17 protein-coding genes are annotated in these 17,548 nt (G+C 68.3%); 10 read left to right on the forward strand and 7 right to left on the reverse strand.

Annotation, left to right across the window (positions count from 1 at the left end):
* Positions 1-87 precede the first annotated feature (87 nt).
* Together ACIUM1_RS20500 and ACIUM1_RS20505 are read left to right on the forward strand one after the other, a co-directional pair.
* Positions 88-711, forward strand: a complete 624-nt coding sequence (locus ACIUM1_RS20500; protein WP_406817782.1) for a cysteine dioxygenase — start codon at positions 88-90, stop codon at positions 709-711.
* Positions 708-1,136 carry a rhodanese-like domain-containing protein gene (locus tag ACIUM1_RS20505; protein WP_406814397.1) on the forward strand — a complete coding sequence of 143 codons (429 nt, stop codon included), beginning with the start codon at positions 708-710 and terminating at the stop codon, positions 1,134-1,136. The genes ACIUM1_RS20500 and ACIUM1_RS20505 overlap by 4 nt, the downstream gene beginning before the upstream one ends.
* Here ACIUM1_RS20505 and ACIUM1_RS20510 read toward each other — a convergent pair.
* From ACIUM1_RS20510 to ACIUM1_RS20520, 3 genes are read right to left on the reverse strand one after another with little or no spacing between them, the layout of a single operon-like run.
* On the reverse strand, positions 1,133-2,908 hold the full coding sequence (locus ACIUM1_RS20510) for an alpha/beta hydrolase (RefSeq protein WP_406814398.1): 1,776 nt from the start codon (positions 2,906-2,908) through the stop codon (positions 1,133-1,135). The two genes, ACIUM1_RS20505 and ACIUM1_RS20510, sit on opposite strands and share 4 nt — an antisense overlap.
* A gap of 9 nt (positions 2,909-2,917) precedes the next feature.
* Entirely contained in the window at positions 2,918-3,709 is a 792-nt protein-coding gene (locus tag ACIUM1_RS20515) for an enoyl-CoA hydratase (RefSeq protein ID WP_406814399.1), read from the reverse strand.
* 13 nt (positions 3,710-3,722) lie between these two features.
* Positions 3,723-4,760: an enoyl-CoA hydratase/isomerase family protein gene (locus ACIUM1_RS20520; protein WP_406814400.1), complete on the reverse strand. Its 1,038-nt coding sequence runs from the start codon at positions 4,758-4,760 to the stop codon at positions 3,723-3,725.
* Positions 4,761-4,974: 214 nt separating this feature from the next.
* Here ACIUM1_RS20520 and ACIUM1_RS20525 point away from each other — a divergent pair, with 214 nt between their 5' ends.
* Positions 4,975-5,826 carry a Bax inhibitor-1/YccA family protein gene (locus ACIUM1_RS20525; protein WP_406814401.1) on the forward strand — a complete coding sequence of 284 codons (852 nt, stop codon included), beginning with the start codon at positions 4,975-4,977 and terminating at the stop codon, positions 5,824-5,826.
* A gap of 81 nt (positions 5,827-5,907) precedes the next feature.
* On the opposite strand, the gene ACIUM1_RS20530 is transcribed toward ACIUM1_RS20525, so the two are convergent.
* Entirely contained in the window at positions 5,908-7,125 is a 1,218-nt protein-coding gene (locus ACIUM1_RS20530; protein WP_406814402.1) for an acetyl-CoA C-acetyltransferase, read from the reverse strand.
* A gap of 93 nt (positions 7,126-7,218) precedes the next feature.
* Positions 7,219-8,181: an SGNH/GDSL hydrolase family protein gene (locus ACIUM1_RS20535; protein ID WP_406817783.1), complete on the reverse strand. Its 963-nt coding sequence runs from the start codon at positions 8,179-8,181 to the stop codon at positions 7,219-7,221.
* Positions 8,182-8,424: 243 nt separating this feature from the next.
* On the opposite strand from ACIUM1_RS20535, the gene ACIUM1_RS20540 reads away from it, so the two are divergent.
* From ACIUM1_RS20540 to ACIUM1_RS20555, 4 genes are all read left to right on the forward strand, one after another.
* Positions 8,425-9,492, forward strand: a complete 1,068-nt coding sequence (locus tag ACIUM1_RS20540) for an alpha/beta hydrolase (RefSeq protein WP_406814403.1) — start codon at positions 8,425-8,427, stop codon at positions 9,490-9,492.
* A 60-nt stretch (positions 9,493-9,552) separates the two neighbouring features.
* Positions 9,553-10,959, forward strand: coding sequence for a cystathionine beta-synthase (locus ACIUM1_RS20545; protein ID WP_406814404.1), 1,407 nt, complete (start codon positions 9,553-9,555; stop codon positions 10,957-10,959).
* A 111-nt stretch (positions 10,960-11,070) separates the two neighbouring features.
* Positions 11,071-11,802 carry an RDD family protein gene (locus tag ACIUM1_RS20550; protein ID WP_406814405.1) on the forward strand — a complete coding sequence of 244 codons (732 nt, stop codon included), beginning with the start codon at positions 11,071-11,073 and terminating at the stop codon, positions 11,800-11,802.
* An 11-nt stretch (positions 11,803-11,813) separates the two neighbouring features.
* Positions 11,814-12,974: a cystathionine gamma-synthase gene (locus ACIUM1_RS20555; protein ID WP_406814406.1), complete on the forward strand. Its 1,161-nt coding sequence runs from the start codon at positions 11,814-11,816 to the stop codon at positions 12,972-12,974.
* 6 nt (positions 12,975-12,980) lie between these two features.
* Here ACIUM1_RS20555 and greA read toward each other — a convergent pair whose 3' ends face one another.
* Positions 12,981-13,475 (reverse strand): transcription elongation factor GreA, encoded by a 495-nt coding sequence (gene greA, locus ACIUM1_RS20560; RefSeq protein WP_406814407.1) that lies wholly within the window; start codon positions 13,473-13,475, stop codon positions 12,981-12,983.
* 232 nt (positions 13,476-13,707) lie between these two features.
* The gene (locus tag ACIUM1_RS20565; RefSeq protein ID WP_406814408.1) at positions 13,708-14,142 is read right to left on the reverse strand and encodes a DUF4307 domain-containing protein; all 435 of its coding nucleotides are present in this window, start codon (positions 14,140-14,142) and stop codon (positions 13,708-13,710) included.
* Positions 14,143-14,264: 122 nt separating this feature from the next.
* On the opposite strand from ACIUM1_RS20565, the gene mca reads away from it, so the two are divergent.
* The 3 genes from mca to ACIUM1_RS20580 are packed head-to-tail and all read left to right on the forward strand — an operon-like array spanning position 14,265 to position 17,435.
* Entirely contained in the window at positions 14,265-15,137 is an 873-nt protein-coding gene (gene mca, locus ACIUM1_RS20570; protein ID WP_406814409.1) for a mycothiol conjugate amidase Mca, read from the forward strand.
* On the forward strand, positions 15,134-15,433 hold the full coding sequence (locus tag ACIUM1_RS20575) for a hypothetical protein (RefSeq protein WP_406814410.1): 300 nt from the start codon (positions 15,134-15,136) through the stop codon (positions 15,431-15,433). Before mca ends, ACIUM1_RS20575 begins: the two co-directional genes overlap by 4 nt.
* Positions 15,420-17,435 (forward strand): thioredoxin domain-containing protein, encoded by a 2,016-nt coding sequence (locus tag ACIUM1_RS20580; protein ID WP_406814411.1) that lies wholly within the window; start codon positions 15,420-15,422, stop codon positions 17,433-17,435. The genes ACIUM1_RS20575 and ACIUM1_RS20580 overlap by 14 nt, the downstream gene beginning before the upstream one ends.
* Positions 17,436-17,548: the final 113 nt, after the last annotated feature.

Below are 17,548 nucleotides of genomic sequence, written 5' to 3' on the forward strand. Positions count from 1 at the left end.
GAGCGCTTTGGATTTTGCGAGTGTTGTCGGCCGTAACACGCCGCCGCTTGTCCCGTCCGTTTTCGCCTTGGAGCCTCCACCGTGTCTTTGCCCCTTGCCGGGCCTGCGCCCGTCGCCACCGCGGCCGTCCGCCGCCCGCGAGCCCTCTCCGCCCCGTCCGCCGGCCCGACCCGGCTGAGAGTGCCTGATCTGCTTTACGCCACCGATCAGGCCGCCGACGATGTGCTGAGCGGGCGCCGCGACCACCTGTTGCCCCGGGGCGGCATACCCGACTCGCGGCGCTGGTTCACCCGCATCCACGGCGACGAAGAACTCGACGTCTGGCTGATCAGCTGGGTGCCCGGCCAGCCGACCGAGCTGCATGACCACGGCGGGTCGCTGGGCGCGTTGACCGTCATTTCCGGATCACTGAACGAATATCGTTGGGACGGAAAGGCGTTGCGGCGCCGTCGGCTCGACGCCGGCGATCAGGCCGGATTCCCGTTGGGCTGGGTGCATGACGTGGTGTGGGCGCCGCGGCCGGTCACGGCGCCGGTGTCGTTGCCCGTCACGGGGGCGCCGAGCGCCGTCGCGGCGCCTGGGCAGCCGACGCTGAGCGTGCACGCCTACTCGCCGCCCCTGACCGCGATGTCCTACTACGAGATCACCGACCGCATGACGTTGCGCCGCGAGCGCACCGAACTGACCGACCAGCCGGAAGGATCTCTATGAGCCGCATCGACGTCGTGTTGAGATCCGCCCGGCGCCGGTATCGCCGCCTGCCTGCCGTCGAAGTGCCCGATGCGCTCCGCCGGGGCGCGGTGCTGGTCGACATCCGGCCCCAGGCCCAACGTTTTCGCGAAGGCGAGGTGCCCGGAGCACTGGTCATCGAACGCAACGTGCTGGAGTGGCGCTGCGATCCCACCAGCGAGGCCAAGCTGCCCGAGGCCGTCGGCGACGACGTCGAATGGGTGATCCTGTGTTCGGAGGGCTACACGTCCAGCCTGGCGGCGGCCGCGCTGCTGGACATCGGCCTGCACCGCGCGACCGACGTCATCGGCGGCTATCACGCGCTGGCCGGCGCCGGCGTGCTGAGCGAGCTGGCCGGGGGCCGCGTGGATGCGGGATTCGCCGACACCGCTCGCCGCTGGATCTAGCTCTTCTCGTCGGCGTGCAGCAGCGGACGCAGCTTCGCCGTCTTGTCCTGCGTCCAGCCGGGCGGCGACAGCACGGCCGCCCAGCCGTCGGCCACGTCGGCGACGTAACGGTGGCCATGGCCGTCCGGTACGTCCACCGCCACGGCCATGTCGGCGGACACCTGCAGGAAGGTGACCACGGGGATCCAGCGCGTCTGCGGCAACACGTCATAGCCGCGCGGTTCGCGCAGCCAGTCGGGCCGGCTGAACAACAGGTCCGGCGTCCACCAGGCGATCGGATCCGACGCGTGCTGCAGGTACACCACCCGCGGGTGATCCCACGGCGCGGCGGGACGCGCCAAATCCTTTGCGCGAGCGACGAATCGGACATAACGACCGTCCTGGTAGATCGGTAACCACTCGGGGGATCCCTTGTCACGCGTCGCCGTCAGATCGGTCCAGATGGTGTTTTTGAAGGTCGGTCCGCTGAACAACGCCCCGTCGGTGCGCGCCAGCACGTTGTTCAGGCTGAGAAACGGCGCCTCGCCCCCGAACGACCCCAGGCTCTCGCCGAACACGACGAGCTTGGGCCGACTGCCCTCGGGCATCTGGCGGATCAGCTTGTCGACGGCCTCGAAGAGCGCCTGTCCGGCGTGCCGGGCGTTCTCCTTGTCCACCAGGAACGACAGCCAGCTCGGCAGGAACGAATACTGCATGCTCACGATCGCGGTGTTGCCGTTGTACATGTACTCCAGCGCCGAGGCCTCCGCCTCGTTGATCCAGCCGGTGCCGGTGGTGGTGCCCACCGCGACGACAGCGCGCTGCAGCCCGCCGGTGCGCTGCAACTCCTGTGCCGCCACCTCGGCGGCCGCGGTGATCCCCTGGGATGACTCCAATCCCGCGTAGGCCCGGATCGGCTCGGTGGCGGGCGCTCCGTTGAAGGCGCCGAGTTGCTGCACGGTCGGACCGCCCCCGACGAAGATGCGGCCCTCGCGGCCCAGCGATTCCCACGACACCAGCGACTGCGGGCCGCCCGATCGCAGCGGGGTTTTCGGGGGAGCGGTGTCGGGATTCATCTCTTCGTTGGCCGAGGCGAAGGTGTGGTTCATGGTGCGCATCGCAAACTTGAGCACGACACCGTTGAGCAGGGTGATGGTCAGGACCACGAGTGCGACGACCACGATGGTTGCCGAGAGCCGAAACGGCGCGATCCGGTCTACCTGACCGACCAGGACTCTGACCAACCAGCGGGTGAACTGGCCCAGCTCGACCACCGCGAACAACACCACCAGCGACAGCACCCCGGCCAGCGGGTAGTCATACCACTCCAGATGTGGCACGCCCATCAGGTCGCGCACGTCGTCTTGCCACACGTGGAACCAGATCGCCATGAGGACTTGGCCCACCACGCCGACCGGAATCAACACCTTCCATGCCCAGCGTGGCGGCGGCGGGCTGTGATCCTTCTCGCGCATGAACCGCACCAGCCAGACTAAAAAGACGCCCAGTCCATAGCCGATGGCGCCGGAGAGTCCGCTGACCAGCCCCTGGAACAAGGGCCCGCGCGGCAGCAGCGAGGGAGTCAGCGACAGCCAGATGAAGATCAGGCCGAACGTGGTGCCGGTGAACGTGTAATGCCGTACCCACCAAGGCTTTTCAGTCCATGGCAGGGTGGGCGCCGCGCGCTTGGATCGCGGTTCGGAGGCGACGTCCGGCTCGGCGGCGGACTCCTCGGCGTCGTCCGCCGGGGGATGACCTGTCTCGGCGTGTGTCGCGGAAACCGGTTCGCTCATGCAAGCGTCCTAGCGGTGGGTGAAGTTCGGCGGACGCTTCTCGACGAAGGCCGCCATCCCTTCGGACTGATCCTGGGTCGCGAAAGTCGAGTGAAACAGCCTGCGCTCGTAGAGAAGTCCCTCGGCCAGGGTGGATTCGAACGCGCGGTTGACGGCCTCCTTGGCCATCCTGGCGGCCGAGCGCGACATCTGCGAAATGGTGGTCGCGACGGCCTTGGCCTCGGTCAGCAGGTCGTCGGCCGGCACCACGCGGGAAACCAGGCCGCTGCGCTCGGCTTCTTCGGCGCCGATGGTGCGGCCGGTCAGGATGAGGTCCATGGCCTTGGCCTTGCCGATCGCGCGGGTCAGCCGTTGCGAGCCGCCCATGCCCGGCAGCACGCCGAGCTTGATCTCGGGCTGGCCGAATTTTGCTGTGTCGGCGGCGATCAGCACATCGCACATCATCGCGAGCTCGCAGCCGCCGCCCAATGCGTGCCCGGCCACCGCGGCGATCGTCGGGGTGCGGACCGCGGCGAGCTTGCTCCACGGGGCGAAGAAGTCGGCGCCGAAGGCGTCGGCGAACGTCAGCTCGGCCATCTCCTTGATGTCGGCCCCGGCGGCGAACGCCTTGGCCGAGCCGGTGATGATGATGGCTCCGATGCCCGGATCGTCATCGAAATCCGCTGCGGCACTGGTGACTTCGTTCATCACCTGAGTGTTCAGCGCGTTCAGGGCCTTCGGCCGGTTCAGGGTGATGATGCCGACGCGCTCATCGCGCTCGACGAGGATGGTCTCGTAGTTTTCGGGGGCCGGATCCGTCATCCACATCGCCTTTCTAGAAACTCAAGTCGTCGTCGACCGGGGCGAAATACGCTTCGACGTCGGCCTCGGTCACTTCGGACAGCCGCGCAGGCGACCACTTTGGATTGCGATCTTTGTCGATCAGCTGTGCGCGGATGCCCTCCACCAGATCATGCGAGCGCAGCGACGCCGATGACACCCGATAGTCCTGCACCAGAACGTCTTTCAGCGTCGGAATCTTGGCGGCGCGGCGCACCGCCGCCAGCGTCACCGACAACGCGATCGGGGAGCGGGTGGCGATCAGGTCGGCGGCGTCTTGGGCAGGGCGCGCGTCGCGCTCCCGCAGCGCGCCGACGATGTCCTCGACGGTGTCACCGCCATAGCATTCGTCGATCCACTCACGTTGCGCTGCAAGCTCACTGGGCGGCGGTTCGACTGCGTACTTGGCGAGAGCGGCCTCGATGTTGTCGGTGACCACCGCACGGCGGAACGCCTCGACGTCGCCGTGCGGAACGTAGTGGTCGGCGAAACCCATGGCGATGGCGTCGGCCCCGGAGAACGGCGCCCCGGTCAGTGCGGCATGCAGACCCAACCCGCCGGGAGCGCGAGACAGCAGATAAACGCCGCCGACGTCGGGGATGAAGCCGATGCCGACCTCGGGCATGGCGATCTTGGAAGTATCGGTGACCACCCGGGTGTTCGCGTGCGCGCTGACCCCGACGCCACCGCCCATCACGATGCCGTCCATCAACGCCACGTACGGCTTGGAGAACTCGGCGATCTGCGCGTTGAGCAGATACTCGTCGCGCCAGAAGCGTCGCGCCTCGACCCCGTCCTTGCGCGCGCTGTGATAGATCGAGACCACGTCGCCGCCCGCGCACAGCCCGCGTTCACCGGCGCCGGACAGCACCACCGCACGCACCGCGTCATCGCCCGCCCAGTCAGCCAGGACCGCGGTCAGCGCGTCCACCATCCGCTGATTCAGCGAGTTGATCGCTTTGGGCCGGTTGAGCGTGATCAACCCGACGCTTCCCTCGACTTCGGTCAAAACCTCATCGGCTTCGTCGGTCACGCCCTCGCCTCCCATCACCAGTCCAGCCTCGAGGAAGAAATCTAGATCGTCACGACCGGCGCGGTACCCGCGGGTAAGGGTTATCTTTAACGCGACGACAACGGCGGAGGCCATTTACCCGGGAAAACGCCCAGGTCCGCTGGGAACCAGGATCTACCGCCGATCGTTGAGATTGTGTTCGCACAGCTCGAAGCCAATTAGAGAGGATCCGACGGTGCGGGAGACAAGCAATCCGGTATTTCGTTCGCTGCCTAAGGGGAGGGGCGGATACGCGCAATTCGGCACGGGCGCGCCCCCGATGCAGGGGTATGGGGCCAATCCCTATGCGGCTCCGTACGCGGCCCCGTACCAGGAGGCCAAAGCTTCGCGTCCGCTGACCATCGACGACGTCGTCACCAAGACCGGCATCACGCTGGCCGTGCTGGCGGTCTCCGCAGTGGTGTCCTACTTCCTGGTCGCCCGTGACGTGGCGCTGGCGATGCCGCTGGCCCTGGTCGGCGGGCTGGGCGGCCTGGTGCTGGTGCTGGTGGCCACCTTCGGCCGCAAGCAGGACAACCCGGGCATCGTGTTGAGCTACGCCGTGCTCGAGGGTCTGGTCCTGGGCGCCATCTCGTTCGTCTTCGCCAACTTCTCGGTGTCGAATGCCAACGCCGGGGCGCTCATCGGTGAGGCGGTGCTGGGCACCTTCGGGGTGTTCTTCGGCATGCTCGTCGTCTACAAGACCGGGGCCATCCGAGTGACGCCCAAGTTCACTCGCATGCTGGTCGCCGCGATGTTCGGCGTGCTGGCCCTGATGCTCGGCAACTTCGTGTTGGCGATGTTCCACGTCAACGGCGGCACCGGCCTGGGCCTGCGCAGCGGCGGCACGGTGGCGATCATCTTCTCGCTGGTGTGCATCGCGATTGCGGCGTTCAGCTTCCTGATCGACTTCGATGCGGCCGACCAGATGGTCCGCGCCGGCGCGCCGGAGAAGGCGGCATGGGGCATCGCGCTCGGCCTGACCGTGACGCTGGTCTGGCTGTACATCGAGATCCTGCGTCTGCTGAGTTATCTGCAGAACGACTAGCTCTGCCCACAGAGAAAACCGGCACGTCCCAAGGGCGTGCCGGTTTTTTCGTGTGCGCCTGAGGGGCGCTGGCCGAAGGACCTAGCTCAGCCGCTCGATCACCATCGCCATGCCCTGGCCGCCGCCGACGCACATGGTCTCCAGACCGAACGTCTTGTCGTGCGTCTGCAGGTTGTTGAGCAGCGTGGTGGTGATGCGTGCGCCGGTCATGCCGAACGGGTGGCCCAGCGCGATCGCCCCGCCGGACACGTTCAGCTTGTCTTCGTCGATGCCCAGCTCGCGCGCAGAGCCCAGCACCTGGACCGCGAACGCCTCGTTGATCTCGAACAGGTCGATGTCGCTGACCGACAGCTTGGCGCGCGCCAGCGCCTTCTTGGTTGCCTCGATCGGGCCCAGGCCCATGATCTCCGGGGACAAGCCGCTGACCCCGGTGGACACGATGCGCGCCAGCGGCGTCAGCCCCAGTTCCTTGGCCTTCGCGTCGCTGGTGATCACCACCGCGGCGGCACCGTCGTTGAGCGGACACGCGTTGCCCGCGGTCACCGTGCCGTTGGGCCGGAACACCGGCTTGAGCTGGCTGATCTTCTCGTAGGTGGTGCCGGGGCGCGGGCCGTCGTCGGTGCTCACGGTGGTGCCGTCGGGCAGTGTCACCGGGGTGATCTCACGCTCGAAGAAGCCGCTCTTGATCGCCTCCTCGGCGCGGTTCTGGCTGCGGACGCCCCAGTGGTCCTGGTCCTCGCGACTGATACCGGTCAGCAGCGCGACGTTTTCCGCCGTCTGGCCCATCGCGATGTAGACGTCGGGGATGTTGTCGTCGGCGCGGGGGTCGTGCCATTCCTCGGCGCCTTCGGCCGCGGCGGCCGACCGCTCCTGGGCCTCGGCGAACAGCGAGTTCTTGGTGTCCGGCCACGAGTCGGCGCTGCCCTTGACGAAGCGGGACACGGTCTCGACACCCGCCGAGATGAAGGCGTCGCCCTCACCGGCCTTGATCGCGTGGAAGGCCATCCGGGACGTCTGCAGCGACGACGAGCAGTACCGGTTGACGGTGGTGCCCGGCAGGAAGTCGTAGCCGAGCTCGACGGCGATGACCCGAGCCAGGTTGAACCCGGACTCGCCGGCGGGCTGGCCGCACCCCAGGATCAGGTCGTCGATCTGGTGCGGGTTGAGGGCGGGCACCTTGTCGAGCGCGGCGCGCACGATCTGCACCGTCAGGTCGTCGGGGCGCATGTTGACCAGCGACCCCTTCATCGCGCGGCCGATCGGCGAGCGAGCAGTTGAGACAATGACGGCTTCAGGCATGGTGGTTCCCTTCAGATCCCTGCAGATCCCACAGATGGGGCTGGCTCGCTTCACCTTCGGGCGGTAGGTCCACCTCGACGGGCGAGAACAAATCTAGTCGCTGCCCACCTCGGGGCACGAGGACGGGGCAGGTCCGGGCGCCGGACGCCGCCACAGCCGCGACATCACGCTGCTGCGGGTGTGCCGCTGGCCGAGCACCGGCGTCGCCGCCGGCACCGGCGAACTCGCCGGCGGCCGCTCCACCTCCTCACCCAGCGCATCGCAGAGGGCGAGCAGTAGAGCGTCGGCGGCGAGCGCATAGGCGGGTGCCGAAGGGTGATAGCCGTCGGCGGAGAACATGGCGTCGGGGGTGGCGCGGAATTGCGGCGCCATCAGCTGCGCCAACGGCACCGGCACACCACCGGCCGACCGGACCGCCGCGGTCTGGGCGCGGGCCAGCTGCAGGCAACGCTCGTGCGCCAACGACCGCAGCGGCTGCGGAATGGCGCTGATGAACCCGAGATCGGGGCAGGTGCCGACGATGACGACGGCGCCGCGGGCGCGCAACTTGCGCACGGTCAGCCCCAGCCGCTGCGCCGATTGGCTGATGCCGTTGAGGGCGGTGACGTCGTTGGCGCCGACCATGATCACCGCGATGTCCGGCGGCGGGCCGGCCACGAACATCGCGTCCACCTGACCGCACACGCCCTTGGAGGTGGCGCCCACAATCGCTTTGGTGCTCAACCGGATTCGCTTGCCGGTCTGCTCGGCCAGGCCCCGGGCAATGCGTACTCCCGGCACTTCGTCGGCGCTCATGCAGCCGTATCCGGCCGCGGTCGAGTCACCGAAGATCATCAGATGCTGGTCGACCGCCATGCCGCGGTGCCAGCGTTCCACCGGGCCGCCGCCGCGCACGTACACGCCGTCCGCGCGGGGCGGGATGTCCCATGACTTGGGGATGATGGTGCGCGCGTGGGTGGCCTGGCCGACCAACAGACTGCGTGCCCCCAGATAGGCCGTTCCTGTTGAGGCGAGCGCACCCGCTGTGGCCAGGGCGATGGCCGAACGACGTGGCACCCGCATGGTCACGGAATCAAGTTTAGAGCGGCTTCGGGGTTTGCGCGGGCGGCTGGAAAACGAAGTGATCACGGTGCGAAGCAAAACTGGTATCGAATCAGCTATTTCATACGTTGTACTAAGCAACGCCTGTCAAGCTGAAGACAAGGGGTTGGCTGAGCGCCTTGGCAAACGCCTGAACTAGACGCGCGGTCGCCTCGTCCCATGCTGTATCGCACTACAACGTTGTAGGAAGTGTTGAGCATGACTGCACCTAGCAAGGAATCGGGGTCCTCGACAACTACCGTCCGGCCCCATGACGTCCTCCGAGCGCGTCGAGCCCAGGCGCGCAAATTCGCCATCAGCGACGGCGCACCCGTCGAGGTCCTGGAGTCCGGGCCCAGCGTCGCCGCGCGACTGGCGAACCTCACGTCGCGGCTGACCATCCGGCCGATTCTTTCCGTCGGCAGCCGCGTCCCCAACTTGCCGTGGCCCTGGGGTCTGATCGACCTCACGGCCCGGGTGCTGATCCCGGCGTCGGCCACCGTCCGCGAGACCGTGAAGCTGCCGCACGCGGCGGCGCAGCTGGTCCGCGCACCCGGAGTGCTGCCCGCCGACGGCAGCCGCCGCGTGATCGTCTACCTGCACGGCGGCGCGTTTCTGACGTGTGGGGCGAACTCCCACGGCCGGCTCGTGGAAGCCCTCTCCAAGTTCGCCGACTCGCCCATCCTGGTGGTCAATTACCGCCTGCTGCCCAAGAATTCGGTGGGGATGGCGCTCGACGACTGCCACGACGCCTACCGCTGGCTGCGGCAGCGCGGATACCAACCCGACCAGATCGTGCTGGCCGGCGACTCCGCCGGCGGCTACCTGGCGCTCACGTTGGCCCAACGCCTGCAGGAGGAGGGCGAGGATCCCGCGGCGCTGGTCGCGATCTCGCCCCTGTTGCAGCTGGCCAAGGAACCCAAGCAGGCCCATCCCAACATCGAGACCGACGCGATGTTCACCGCCGGGGCGTTCGACGCGCTCGCCGAACTGGTGGCCTCCGCCGCCGCGAAGAACATCGTCGACGGGAAGCCCGAGGAGATCTACGAGCCGCTCGAGCACATCAAGCCGGGCCTGCCGCGCACGCTGATCCACGTGTCGGGCTCCGAGGTGCTGCTGCACGACGCGCGGCTGGCGGCGAGCAGGCTGGCCGCGGTGGGCGTGCCCGCCGAGGTGCGGGTGTGGCCCGGACAGGTCCACGACTTCCAACTGGCCGCGCCGATGGTGCCCGAGGCCCTGCGCTCGCTGCGGCAGATCGGCGACTACATCCGCGAGGCGACCGGGTAACCGTGCAGCTGGGCGGAGAGCAATTGTGCGCCGGGGGAAACCGCCTGAGACGATGAACGCATGCGGATCGCGCAGCACATCAGTGACCTCATCGGCGGCACCCCGCTGGTGCGGCTGAACTCCGTCGTCCCCGCCGGCGCCGGCCTCGTGGCGGCCAAGGTCGAATACCTCAATCCCGGTGGCAGCTCGAAGGACCGCATCGCGGTGAAGATGATCGACGCCGCCGAAGCCAGCGGACAGCTGCGGCCCGGCGGCACCATCGTCGAACCCACCTCGGGCAACACCGGCGTCGGGTTGGCCCTGGTCGCCCAGAAACGCGGCTACAAGTGCGTGTTCGTCTGCCCGGACAAGGTCAGCGAGGACAAACGCAACGTGCTGATGGCCTACGGCGCCGAGGTCGTCGTCTGCCCGACGGCCGTACCGCCCGGGCACCCGGACAGCTACTACAGCGTCTCGGATCGGCTGGTCACCGAGATCGACGGCGCCTGGAAGCCCGACCAGTACGCCAATCCGGAAGGCCCGGCCAGCCACTACGCCACCACCGGCCCGGAGATCTGGGCCGACACCGATGGCAAGGTCACCCACTTCGTCGCCGGCATCGGCACCGGCGGAACGATCACCGGGGCGGGCCGCTACCTCAAAGAGGTGTCCGGCGGGGCGGTGCGCATCGTGGGCGCGGATCCGGAGGGCTCGGTGTATTCCGGGGGCACCGGCCGGCCCTACCTGGTGGAGGGCGTCGGCGAGGACTTCTGGCCGGCGGCCTACGACCCGACGGTCCCCGACGAGATCATCGCGGTTTCCGACGCCGACTCCTTCGACATGACCCGGCGGTTGGCCCGCGAGGAAGCGATGCTGGTCGGCGGCTCGTGCGGGATGGCGGTGGTCGCCGCGCTCAAGGTCGCCGAGCAGGCCGGCCCCGACTCGGTCGTGGTGGTGCTGCTGCCCGACGGCGGGCGGGGCTACATGTCGAAGATCTTCAACGACGCGTGGATGTCGTCGTACGGGTTCCTGCGCAGCCGCCTCGACGGCTCGACCGAACAGTCCAGGGTCGGCGACGTGCTGCGCCGTAAATCCGGTGAACTGCCTGACTTGGTGCACACTCACCCGTCCGAAACGGTGCGCGACGCGATCGGCATCTTGCGCGAATACGGGGTGTCCCAGATGCCGGTGGTCGGCGCCGAGCCGCCGGTGATGGCGGGGGAGGTGGCCGGCAGCGTATCGGAGCGCGAGCTGCTGTCGGCCGTCTTCGAGGGCCGGGCGAAGTTGGCCGACGCCGTCGCGCAGCACATGAGCCCGCCGCTGCCGATGATCGGCGCCGGCGAGTTGGTCAGCGCGGCCGGCAAGGCGCTGCGCGACTGGGACGCGTTGATGGTGGTCGAGGGAGGCAAGCCGGTGGGCGTGATCACCCGCTATGACCTGCTGGGTTTCCTCTCCGACGGGCCTCGGGGGCTGTCCGTGCGCCGGTAGTCCGCGGTGCTGCACCCGACCGCGGGCGCGCGCCGCGCGTCTCGCCCGGCTAGCGACGCGCTCGGGTACTGTTTCGGCCTAGTTCGGCTGGACCCGAGTGGAAGGTTGCCCATGACCGATCAACCGCCGCCCGGCGGCGCCTACCCCCCACCTCCCTCGTCGCCCGGGCCCACCGGTGGTGAGCAGCCGCCGTCGAGCGGACAGCAGGTGCCGCCGCCTCAGACGCCCCCCGGCGGGTCCTATCCGCCGCCCCCACCGCCGCCCGGCGGGTCCTATCCGCCGCCCCCGCCGTCGGCCGGTGGGTATGCGCCGCCGCCACCCGGGCCGGCGATCCGCACGCTGCCGACCGAGGAATACACGCCGTGGCTGACCCGTGCGCTGGCGTTCGTCATCGACATCCTCCCGTACGTCGTCGTGCACGGCATCGGCACCGCGATCCTGGTCGCCACGCAGCAGACCGCCTGCATCACCGACGTCACCCAGTACGCCGTCAACCAGTACTGCGCCACCCAGAACTCGACCGTCGGCATGGTGGCGCAGTGGCTGGCGTCGATAATCGGGCTGTTCTATCTGATCTGGAATTACGGCTACCGGCAGGGCACCACCGGATCGAGCGTCGGCAAATCGGTGCTCAAGTTCAAAGTGGTCAGCGAGGTCACCGGCCAACCCATCGGCTTCGGGATGTCGGTGGTGCGGTCGCTGGCGCACTTCGTCGACGCGATCATCTGCTTCATCGGTTTCCTTTTCCCGCTGTGGGATTCGAAGCGTCAGACGCTGGCGGACAAGATCATGACGACGGTGTGCCTGCCGATCGACGGCGCCGAGAGGCCGGCCGTCACCTAGGCTGATCGTCGATGAGCGACGACGCGCACCACGAGTTCACCGGGCTGGCCACCAAGGCGATTCACGCCGGCTATCGGCCGGACCCGGCGACCGGCGCGGTGAACGCCCCGATCTACGCCAGCAGCACCTTCGCCCAGGACGGTGTCGGCGCGCTGCGCGGCGGGTTCGAATACGCGCGCACCGGCAACCCGACCCGGACAGCGCTGGAAGCGGCGCTGGCCGCCGTCGAAGAGGGCGCCTACGGGCGAGCCTTCGGTTCCGGCATGGCCGCCACCGACTGTGCGCTGCGGGCGGTGCTGCGGCCCGGGGACCACGTGGTCATCCCCAACGATGCCTACGGCGGTACCTTCCGGCTGATCGACAAGGTCTTCACCCAGTGGAACGTCGAGTACACGCCGGTGGCGCTGCATCAGCTGGACGCCGTTGCCGCCGCGATCACGCCGCGAACCCGGTTGATCTGGGCGGAAACCCCCACCAATCCGCTGCTTTCCATCGCCGACATCGCCGCCCTGGCCGAGCTGGGCCAGCGGAGCTCGGCAAAGGTGTTGGTGGACAACACTTTTGCGTCCCCTGCGCTGCAGCGGCCGTTGACGCTGGGCGCCGACATCGTGCTGCACTCCACCACCAAATACATTGGCGGGCACTCCGATGTCGTCGGCGGTGCCCTGGTCACCAACGACCGGGAGCTGGACGACGCGTTCGCCTTTCTGCAGAACGGGGCCGGTGCGGTGCCAGGCCCGTTCGATGCCTACCTGACGATGCGCGGCCTCAAGACGCTGGTGCTACGCATGCAGCGGCACAGCGAAAACGCTTCGGCCGTAGCGGATTTCCTCGCCGGGCATCCCGCGGTGAGTACGGTGCTGTACCCCGGTCTGCCGTCACACCCCGGGCATGAGATCGCCGCCCGGCAGATGAGCGGTTTCGGCGGCATGGTGTCGGTCCGGATGCGCGGCGGCCGCCAGGCCGCCCGAGATCTGTGTGCCAGAACCAAGGTGTTCATCCTGGCCGAATCGCTGGGCGGGGTCGAGTCGTTGATCGAGCACCCCAGCGCCATGACGCACGCCTCGACGGCGGGTTCGCAGTTGGAAGTCCCCGACGATCTGGTCCGCCTGTCGGTCGGCATCGAAGACATCGCCGACCTGTTGGCCGATCTGGGTCAGGCCCTGCGGTAAACCCGCTCAGGAGTGGTAGGGCTCCGCGCTGACCAGCGTGACCTCAACGGTGTTGCCGTTGGGCACCACGTAGCTGCGGGTCTCGCCTTCCTTGGCGTCGATCAGGGCGCCGCCCAGCGGTGAGTTGGGCGAGTACACCTCGAGCTTGCCGTCGTTGACGCCCTCCTGGCGGGTGGCGATCAAGAAGGTCTCGGTGTCGGACTTGTCGCCGTTGTAGTAGACCTTCACCACCGAGCCGGGCAGCGCGATGCCGGACTGCTTGGGCGCCTCGCCGACCTTCGCGTTGTTGAGCAGATCCTGCAGCTGGCGGATGCGGGCCTCCTGCTGACCCTGCTCTTCGCGGGCGGCGTGGTAGCCGCCGTTCTCGCGCAGATCACCCTCCTCGCGGCGGTCATTGATCTCCGCTGCGATGACCGGACGATTCGCGATCAGCTGATCGAGCTCGGCCTTGAGCCGGTCGTAGGACTCCTGGGTAAGCCAGGTCACGGAAGTGTCCGTCATCTCGTCGTGCTCCTCGTATGTTGTTCCGCGAGTCCGCGTTGAGTCCTGTCAGCTCCGCCGCCCCGGAGTGTGCGGGTGCCTCCCCGTGTGCCGCCGCTGCCGTTTTGCTCACGGCCGCTAATGCAGCAACACGGTCCCAACCGGAACCGTGCATTCATCCATGTTACCACCGCGCTAACAGTTGATGACTCCATATTCGCAGTTCGACGTGGATTGGTACGTGGACGGGAGGTCACGCCGGGCGCAGGTAGGCGGGCACATCGGTGCCGCAGCCATAGATGTCGGCCACCACCGGCGGTTCGAAAGATTTCACGGTCGTGGTCACCTGAACGGTGGCCGCGTGCGACGGCGGGACCAGCAGCTCTCGCCGGCCGGTCTCGCTGCCGTCCTGCGAGCGGACCCGCACGATGCAGTCCACCGGCCGCGACGGATCCGAGCGCGTCACACTGATCGTTATCGACGCCGTCTGGTCATCGATCACCCGATAGCCGGTCGTCGTCCCCTTGACGTCGCTGGTGCCGAACCGGTGATAACCGATCACGGCGATGCCGAGCCCGGCCACCACCACCAGCGCGCCCAGCGTGACGATCACCCACCGCCGGGGGATGCGCGACAGTCCGGAGCGCCCGTAGCGGGCTTCCGGACGAGTCATCGGGGTTTCGGTCATAGCTGGTTATGCATGTTATGCCTGGTCGTCGGGCGTGCGGCACCGGCCGGCGGCATGCAACGAACTCGGAACTGGAATTATAGGGTCAGACCGGGCGACCACCAGAGGTGACAAGGGAGCACGTGAGCGAATTGCGGTTGATGGCGGTGCACGCCCACCCCGACGACGAGTCCAGCAAGGGCGCGGCCACGCTGGCCCGCTACGCCGACGAAGGCCACCGAGTGCTGGTGGTGACGTTGACCGGCGGTGAGCGCGGCGACATCCTCAACCCGGCGATGGACCTGCCCGAGGTGCACGGACACATCGCCGAAATCCGCCGGGACGAGATGGCCAAGGCCGCCGAGATCCTGGGCGTGGAACACACCTGGCTGGGATTCGTCGACTCCGGGTTACCCCAGGGTGACCCGCCGCCGCCGTTGCCCGAGGGCTGCTTCGCGCTGGTGCCGCTGGAGGAATCGGTCGAGGCGCTGGTGCGCGTGGTCCGTGAGTTCCGCCCGCACGTGATGACCACGTACGACGAAACCGGCGGCTATCCCCATCCCGATCACATTCGCTGCCACCAGGTTTCGGTCGGCGCGTTCGAGGCCGCCGGCGATTACCGGCTTTTCCCCGACGCCGGCGAACCGTGGACGGTGTCCAAGCTCTACTACAACCACGGTTTCCTGCGCGCCCGGATGCAGTTGCTGCACGACGAAGCCATCAAGCACGGACAAGAACCTCCGTTCAAGAAGTGGCTCGAGCACTGGCCCGCCAAACACGATCCGTTCGAGTCCCGCGTCACCACCCGGGTCGAGTGCTCGGCCTACTTCAGCCAGCGCGACGACGCGCTGCGGGCGCACACCACCCAGATCGACCCCGACCACGACTTCTTCGCCGCCCCCATCGCATGGCAGCAACGGCTTTGGCCCACCGAGGAATTCGAGTTGGCGCGGTCTCGGGTCCCGGTCCAACTGCCCGAGGACGACCTGTTCGCCGGGATCGAGAGCGACGAGTGAATCACCTATTGGTGGCCGTCACCGCCGCCGGCTGGCAAGCCGACGGCCCGCCACACCACACCGGCCCCGATTTCGGCAAAGCCAGCCCGGTCGGGCTGCTGATCGTCGTATTGCTCTTGATCAGCACGCTGTTTTTGCTGCGTTCGATGAACCGGCAGCTGAAGAAGGTGCCGGATTCGTTTGATCCCAAGCACCCCGAACCGGACCAGGCCGCCGATGAGGGTACCGACGCCGTTGGCCCGGACGAGGCGGACGGCTCGCCGCGAGCCCCGGGGCCCGGCGATGAGTCCGGCTGACCCCGCTTCGACGAATACCCTTGGGCTGGCGACCAGTCCGTATCTGCGGCAGCACGCCGACAATCCGGTGCATTGGCAGCAGTGGACCCCCGAGGCGCTGGCCGATGCCGCTGGCCGCGACGTGCCTATCCTGCTCTCCGTCGGCTACGCCGCCTGCCACTGGTGCCACGTCATGGCCCACGAATCGTTTGAAGACGACGAAGTGGCCGCCGCGATGAACGCCGGATTCGTCTGCATCAAGGTCGACCGTGAGGAACGCCCGGACATCGACGCGGTGTACATGAACGCCACGGTCGCCCTCAACGGTCACGGTGGTTGGCCGATGACCTGTTTCCTCACGCCGGACGGGCGTCCCTTCTTCTGCGGCACCTACTATCCGAAAGAAGGCTTCCTGCAGCTCCTTTCGGCGGTGTCCGACACCTGGCGGGAGCGCCGTGGTGAGGTGGAGGAGGCCTCCGACCGGATCGCCGGTGAGCTGCGCAAGATGGCTTCGGCTCTTCCCGGTGGCGGTCCGTCGGTGTCGCCGGAGTTGTGTGACCACGCCGTCGCCGCGCTGCTGACGGAACGCGATGCGGTGCACGGCGGGTTCGGCGGTGCGCCCAAATTCCCGCCGTCGGCGCTGCTCGAGGCGCTGCTGCGGCACTTCGAGCGCACCGGCTCGCCGGCGGCGCTTGCGGCGGTTGCGCACACCGGCAACGCGATGGCGCGCGGCGGCATCTACGACCAGCTGGGCGGCGGCTTCGCCCGGTACAGCGTCGACAACGCTTGGGTGGTACCGCATTTCGAGAAGATGCTCTACGACAACGCGTTGCTGCTGCGAGCCTACGCGCACTGGGCCCGGCGCACGGGTGACCCGCTGGCGCGCCGTATCACCGCCCAGACCGCCCGGTTCCTGCTCGTCGACCTGGCCGACGGTGCCATGTTCACCTCGTCGCTGGCCGCCGACGCCGATGGCCGCGAGGGCTCGACCTACGTGTGGACGCCGGCGCAGCTCAACGAAGTACTCGGACCCGACGATGGCGCTTGGGCGGCAAGCGTTTTCGCGGTCACCCACAGCGGCACCTTCGAGCACGGCAGCTCGGTGCTGCAGCTGCCGGCCGATCCCGAGGATTTCCAGCGGCTGGAACGCGTGCGGTCCGCGCTGCTGTTCGCCCGCCTCACCCGGATCCAGCCCGGGCGCGACGATAAGGTCGTCACGTCGTGGAACGGTCTGGCGATCACCGCGTTGGCCGAGGCCGGCGTGGCGCTGGACGAGCCCGAATTGATCGAGGCCGCACGGCGCTGCGCGCGGGCCCTGCTGGATCTACATGTCGTGGATGGCCGGCTGCGACGCGCCAGTCTGGGCGGTGTGGTCGGTGACAGCGCCGCCATCCTCGAGGACCACGCGATGCTGGCCACCGGGCTGCTCGCCTTGTATCAGCTCACCGCCGAGTCGGCCTGGCTGACGACGGCAACCGATCTGCTGGACACCGCCCTGGCGCATTTCGCCGATCCGCAACAACCGGGCCGCTGGTTCGACACCGCCGACGATGCCGAGCAGTTGGTGCTCCGGCCGGCCGACCCGTTGGACGGCGCGACGCCGTCGGGAGCGTCCTCGATCACCGAGGCGCTGCTGACCGCCGCACATCTGGTCGACGGTGACCGCGCCGAGCGGTATCTGCGGGCGGCGGCCGAATCGCTCGGTGCGCACTCGGTGCTGCTGGAACGCGCGCCGCGATCGGCCGGGCAGTGGCTGGCCGTCGCGGAGGCGGCGGTGCGCGGCCCGGTGCAGATCGCGGTCGCCTGCGACCCGTCGGCCTCGGCGCTGCTGGCCGACGCGCGACGGTTGGCACCCGGCGGGGCGATCGTCGTGGGCGGGGAGGTGAATTCGTCGCCACTGCTGGCCGGCCGGCCCCGGGTGGGCGGCGCCGACGCTGCCTACGTGTGCCGCGGCCGGGTCTGTGACCTGCCGGTGACCAGCGCAGCCGAACTCGCCGCCGCCCTAGGTGTTTCCCGCCACTGATCCCGATGGTGGTGACCCGCCGCGCCCGGCTACGCCGCGCTGGCGATCACCACTGATCCCGATGGTGGTGACTCGCCGCGCCCGGCTACGCGATCACCACCGCGCGGGGATAC

The organism is Mycobacterium sp. M23085, assembly GCF_045343915.1.
Lineage (GTDB): Bacteria > Actinomycetota > Actinomycetes > Mycobacteriales > Mycobacteriaceae > Mycobacterium.

What these genes read in the sequence shown, in the direction of transcription:
- ACIUM1_RS20505 (WP_406814397.1), top strand. Translation starts at nt 708, where the DNA reads ATGAGCCGCATCGACGTCGTGTTGAGATCCGCCCGGCGCCGGTATCGC.
- ACIUM1_RS20510 (WP_406814398.1), bottom strand. Translation starts at nt 2,908, where the DNA reads ATGAGCGAACCGGTTTCCGCGACACACGCCGAGACAGGTCATCCCCCG.
- ACIUM1_RS20515 (WP_406814399.1), bottom strand. Translation starts at nt 3,709, where the DNA reads ATGACGGATCCGGCCCCCGAAAACTACGAGACCATCCTCGTCGAGCGC.
- ACIUM1_RS20530 (WP_406814402.1), bottom strand. Translation starts at nt 7,125, where the DNA reads ATGCCTGAAGCCGTCATTGTCTCAACTGCTCGCTCGCCGATCGGCCGC.
- ACIUM1_RS20540 (WP_406814403.1), top strand. Translation starts at nt 8,425, where the DNA reads ATGACTGCACCTAGCAAGGAATCGGGGTCCTCGACAACTACCGTCCGG.
- ACIUM1_RS20545 (WP_406814404.1), top strand. Translation starts at nt 9,553, where the DNA reads ATGCGGATCGCGCAGCACATCAGTGACCTCATCGGCGGCACCCCGCTG.
- ACIUM1_RS20550 (WP_406814405.1), top strand. Translation starts at nt 11,071, where the DNA reads ATGACCGATCAACCGCCGCCCGGCGGCGCCTACCCCCCACCTCCCTCG.
- ACIUM1_RS20555 (WP_406814406.1), top strand. Translation starts at nt 11,814, where the DNA reads ATGAGCGACGACGCGCACCACGAGTTCACCGGGCTGGCCACCAAGGCG.
- greA (WP_406814407.1), bottom strand. Translation starts at nt 13,475, where the DNA reads ATGACGGACACTTCCGTGACCTGGCTTACCCAGGAGTCCTACGACCGG.
- ACIUM1_RS20565 (WP_406814408.1), bottom strand. Translation starts at nt 14,142, where the DNA reads ATGACCGAAACCCCGATGACTCGTCCGGAAGCCCGCTACGGGCGCTCC.
- ACIUM1_RS20580 (WP_406814411.1), top strand. Translation starts at nt 15,420, where the DNA reads ATGAGTCCGGCTGACCCCGCTTCGACGAATACCCTTGGGCTGGCGACC.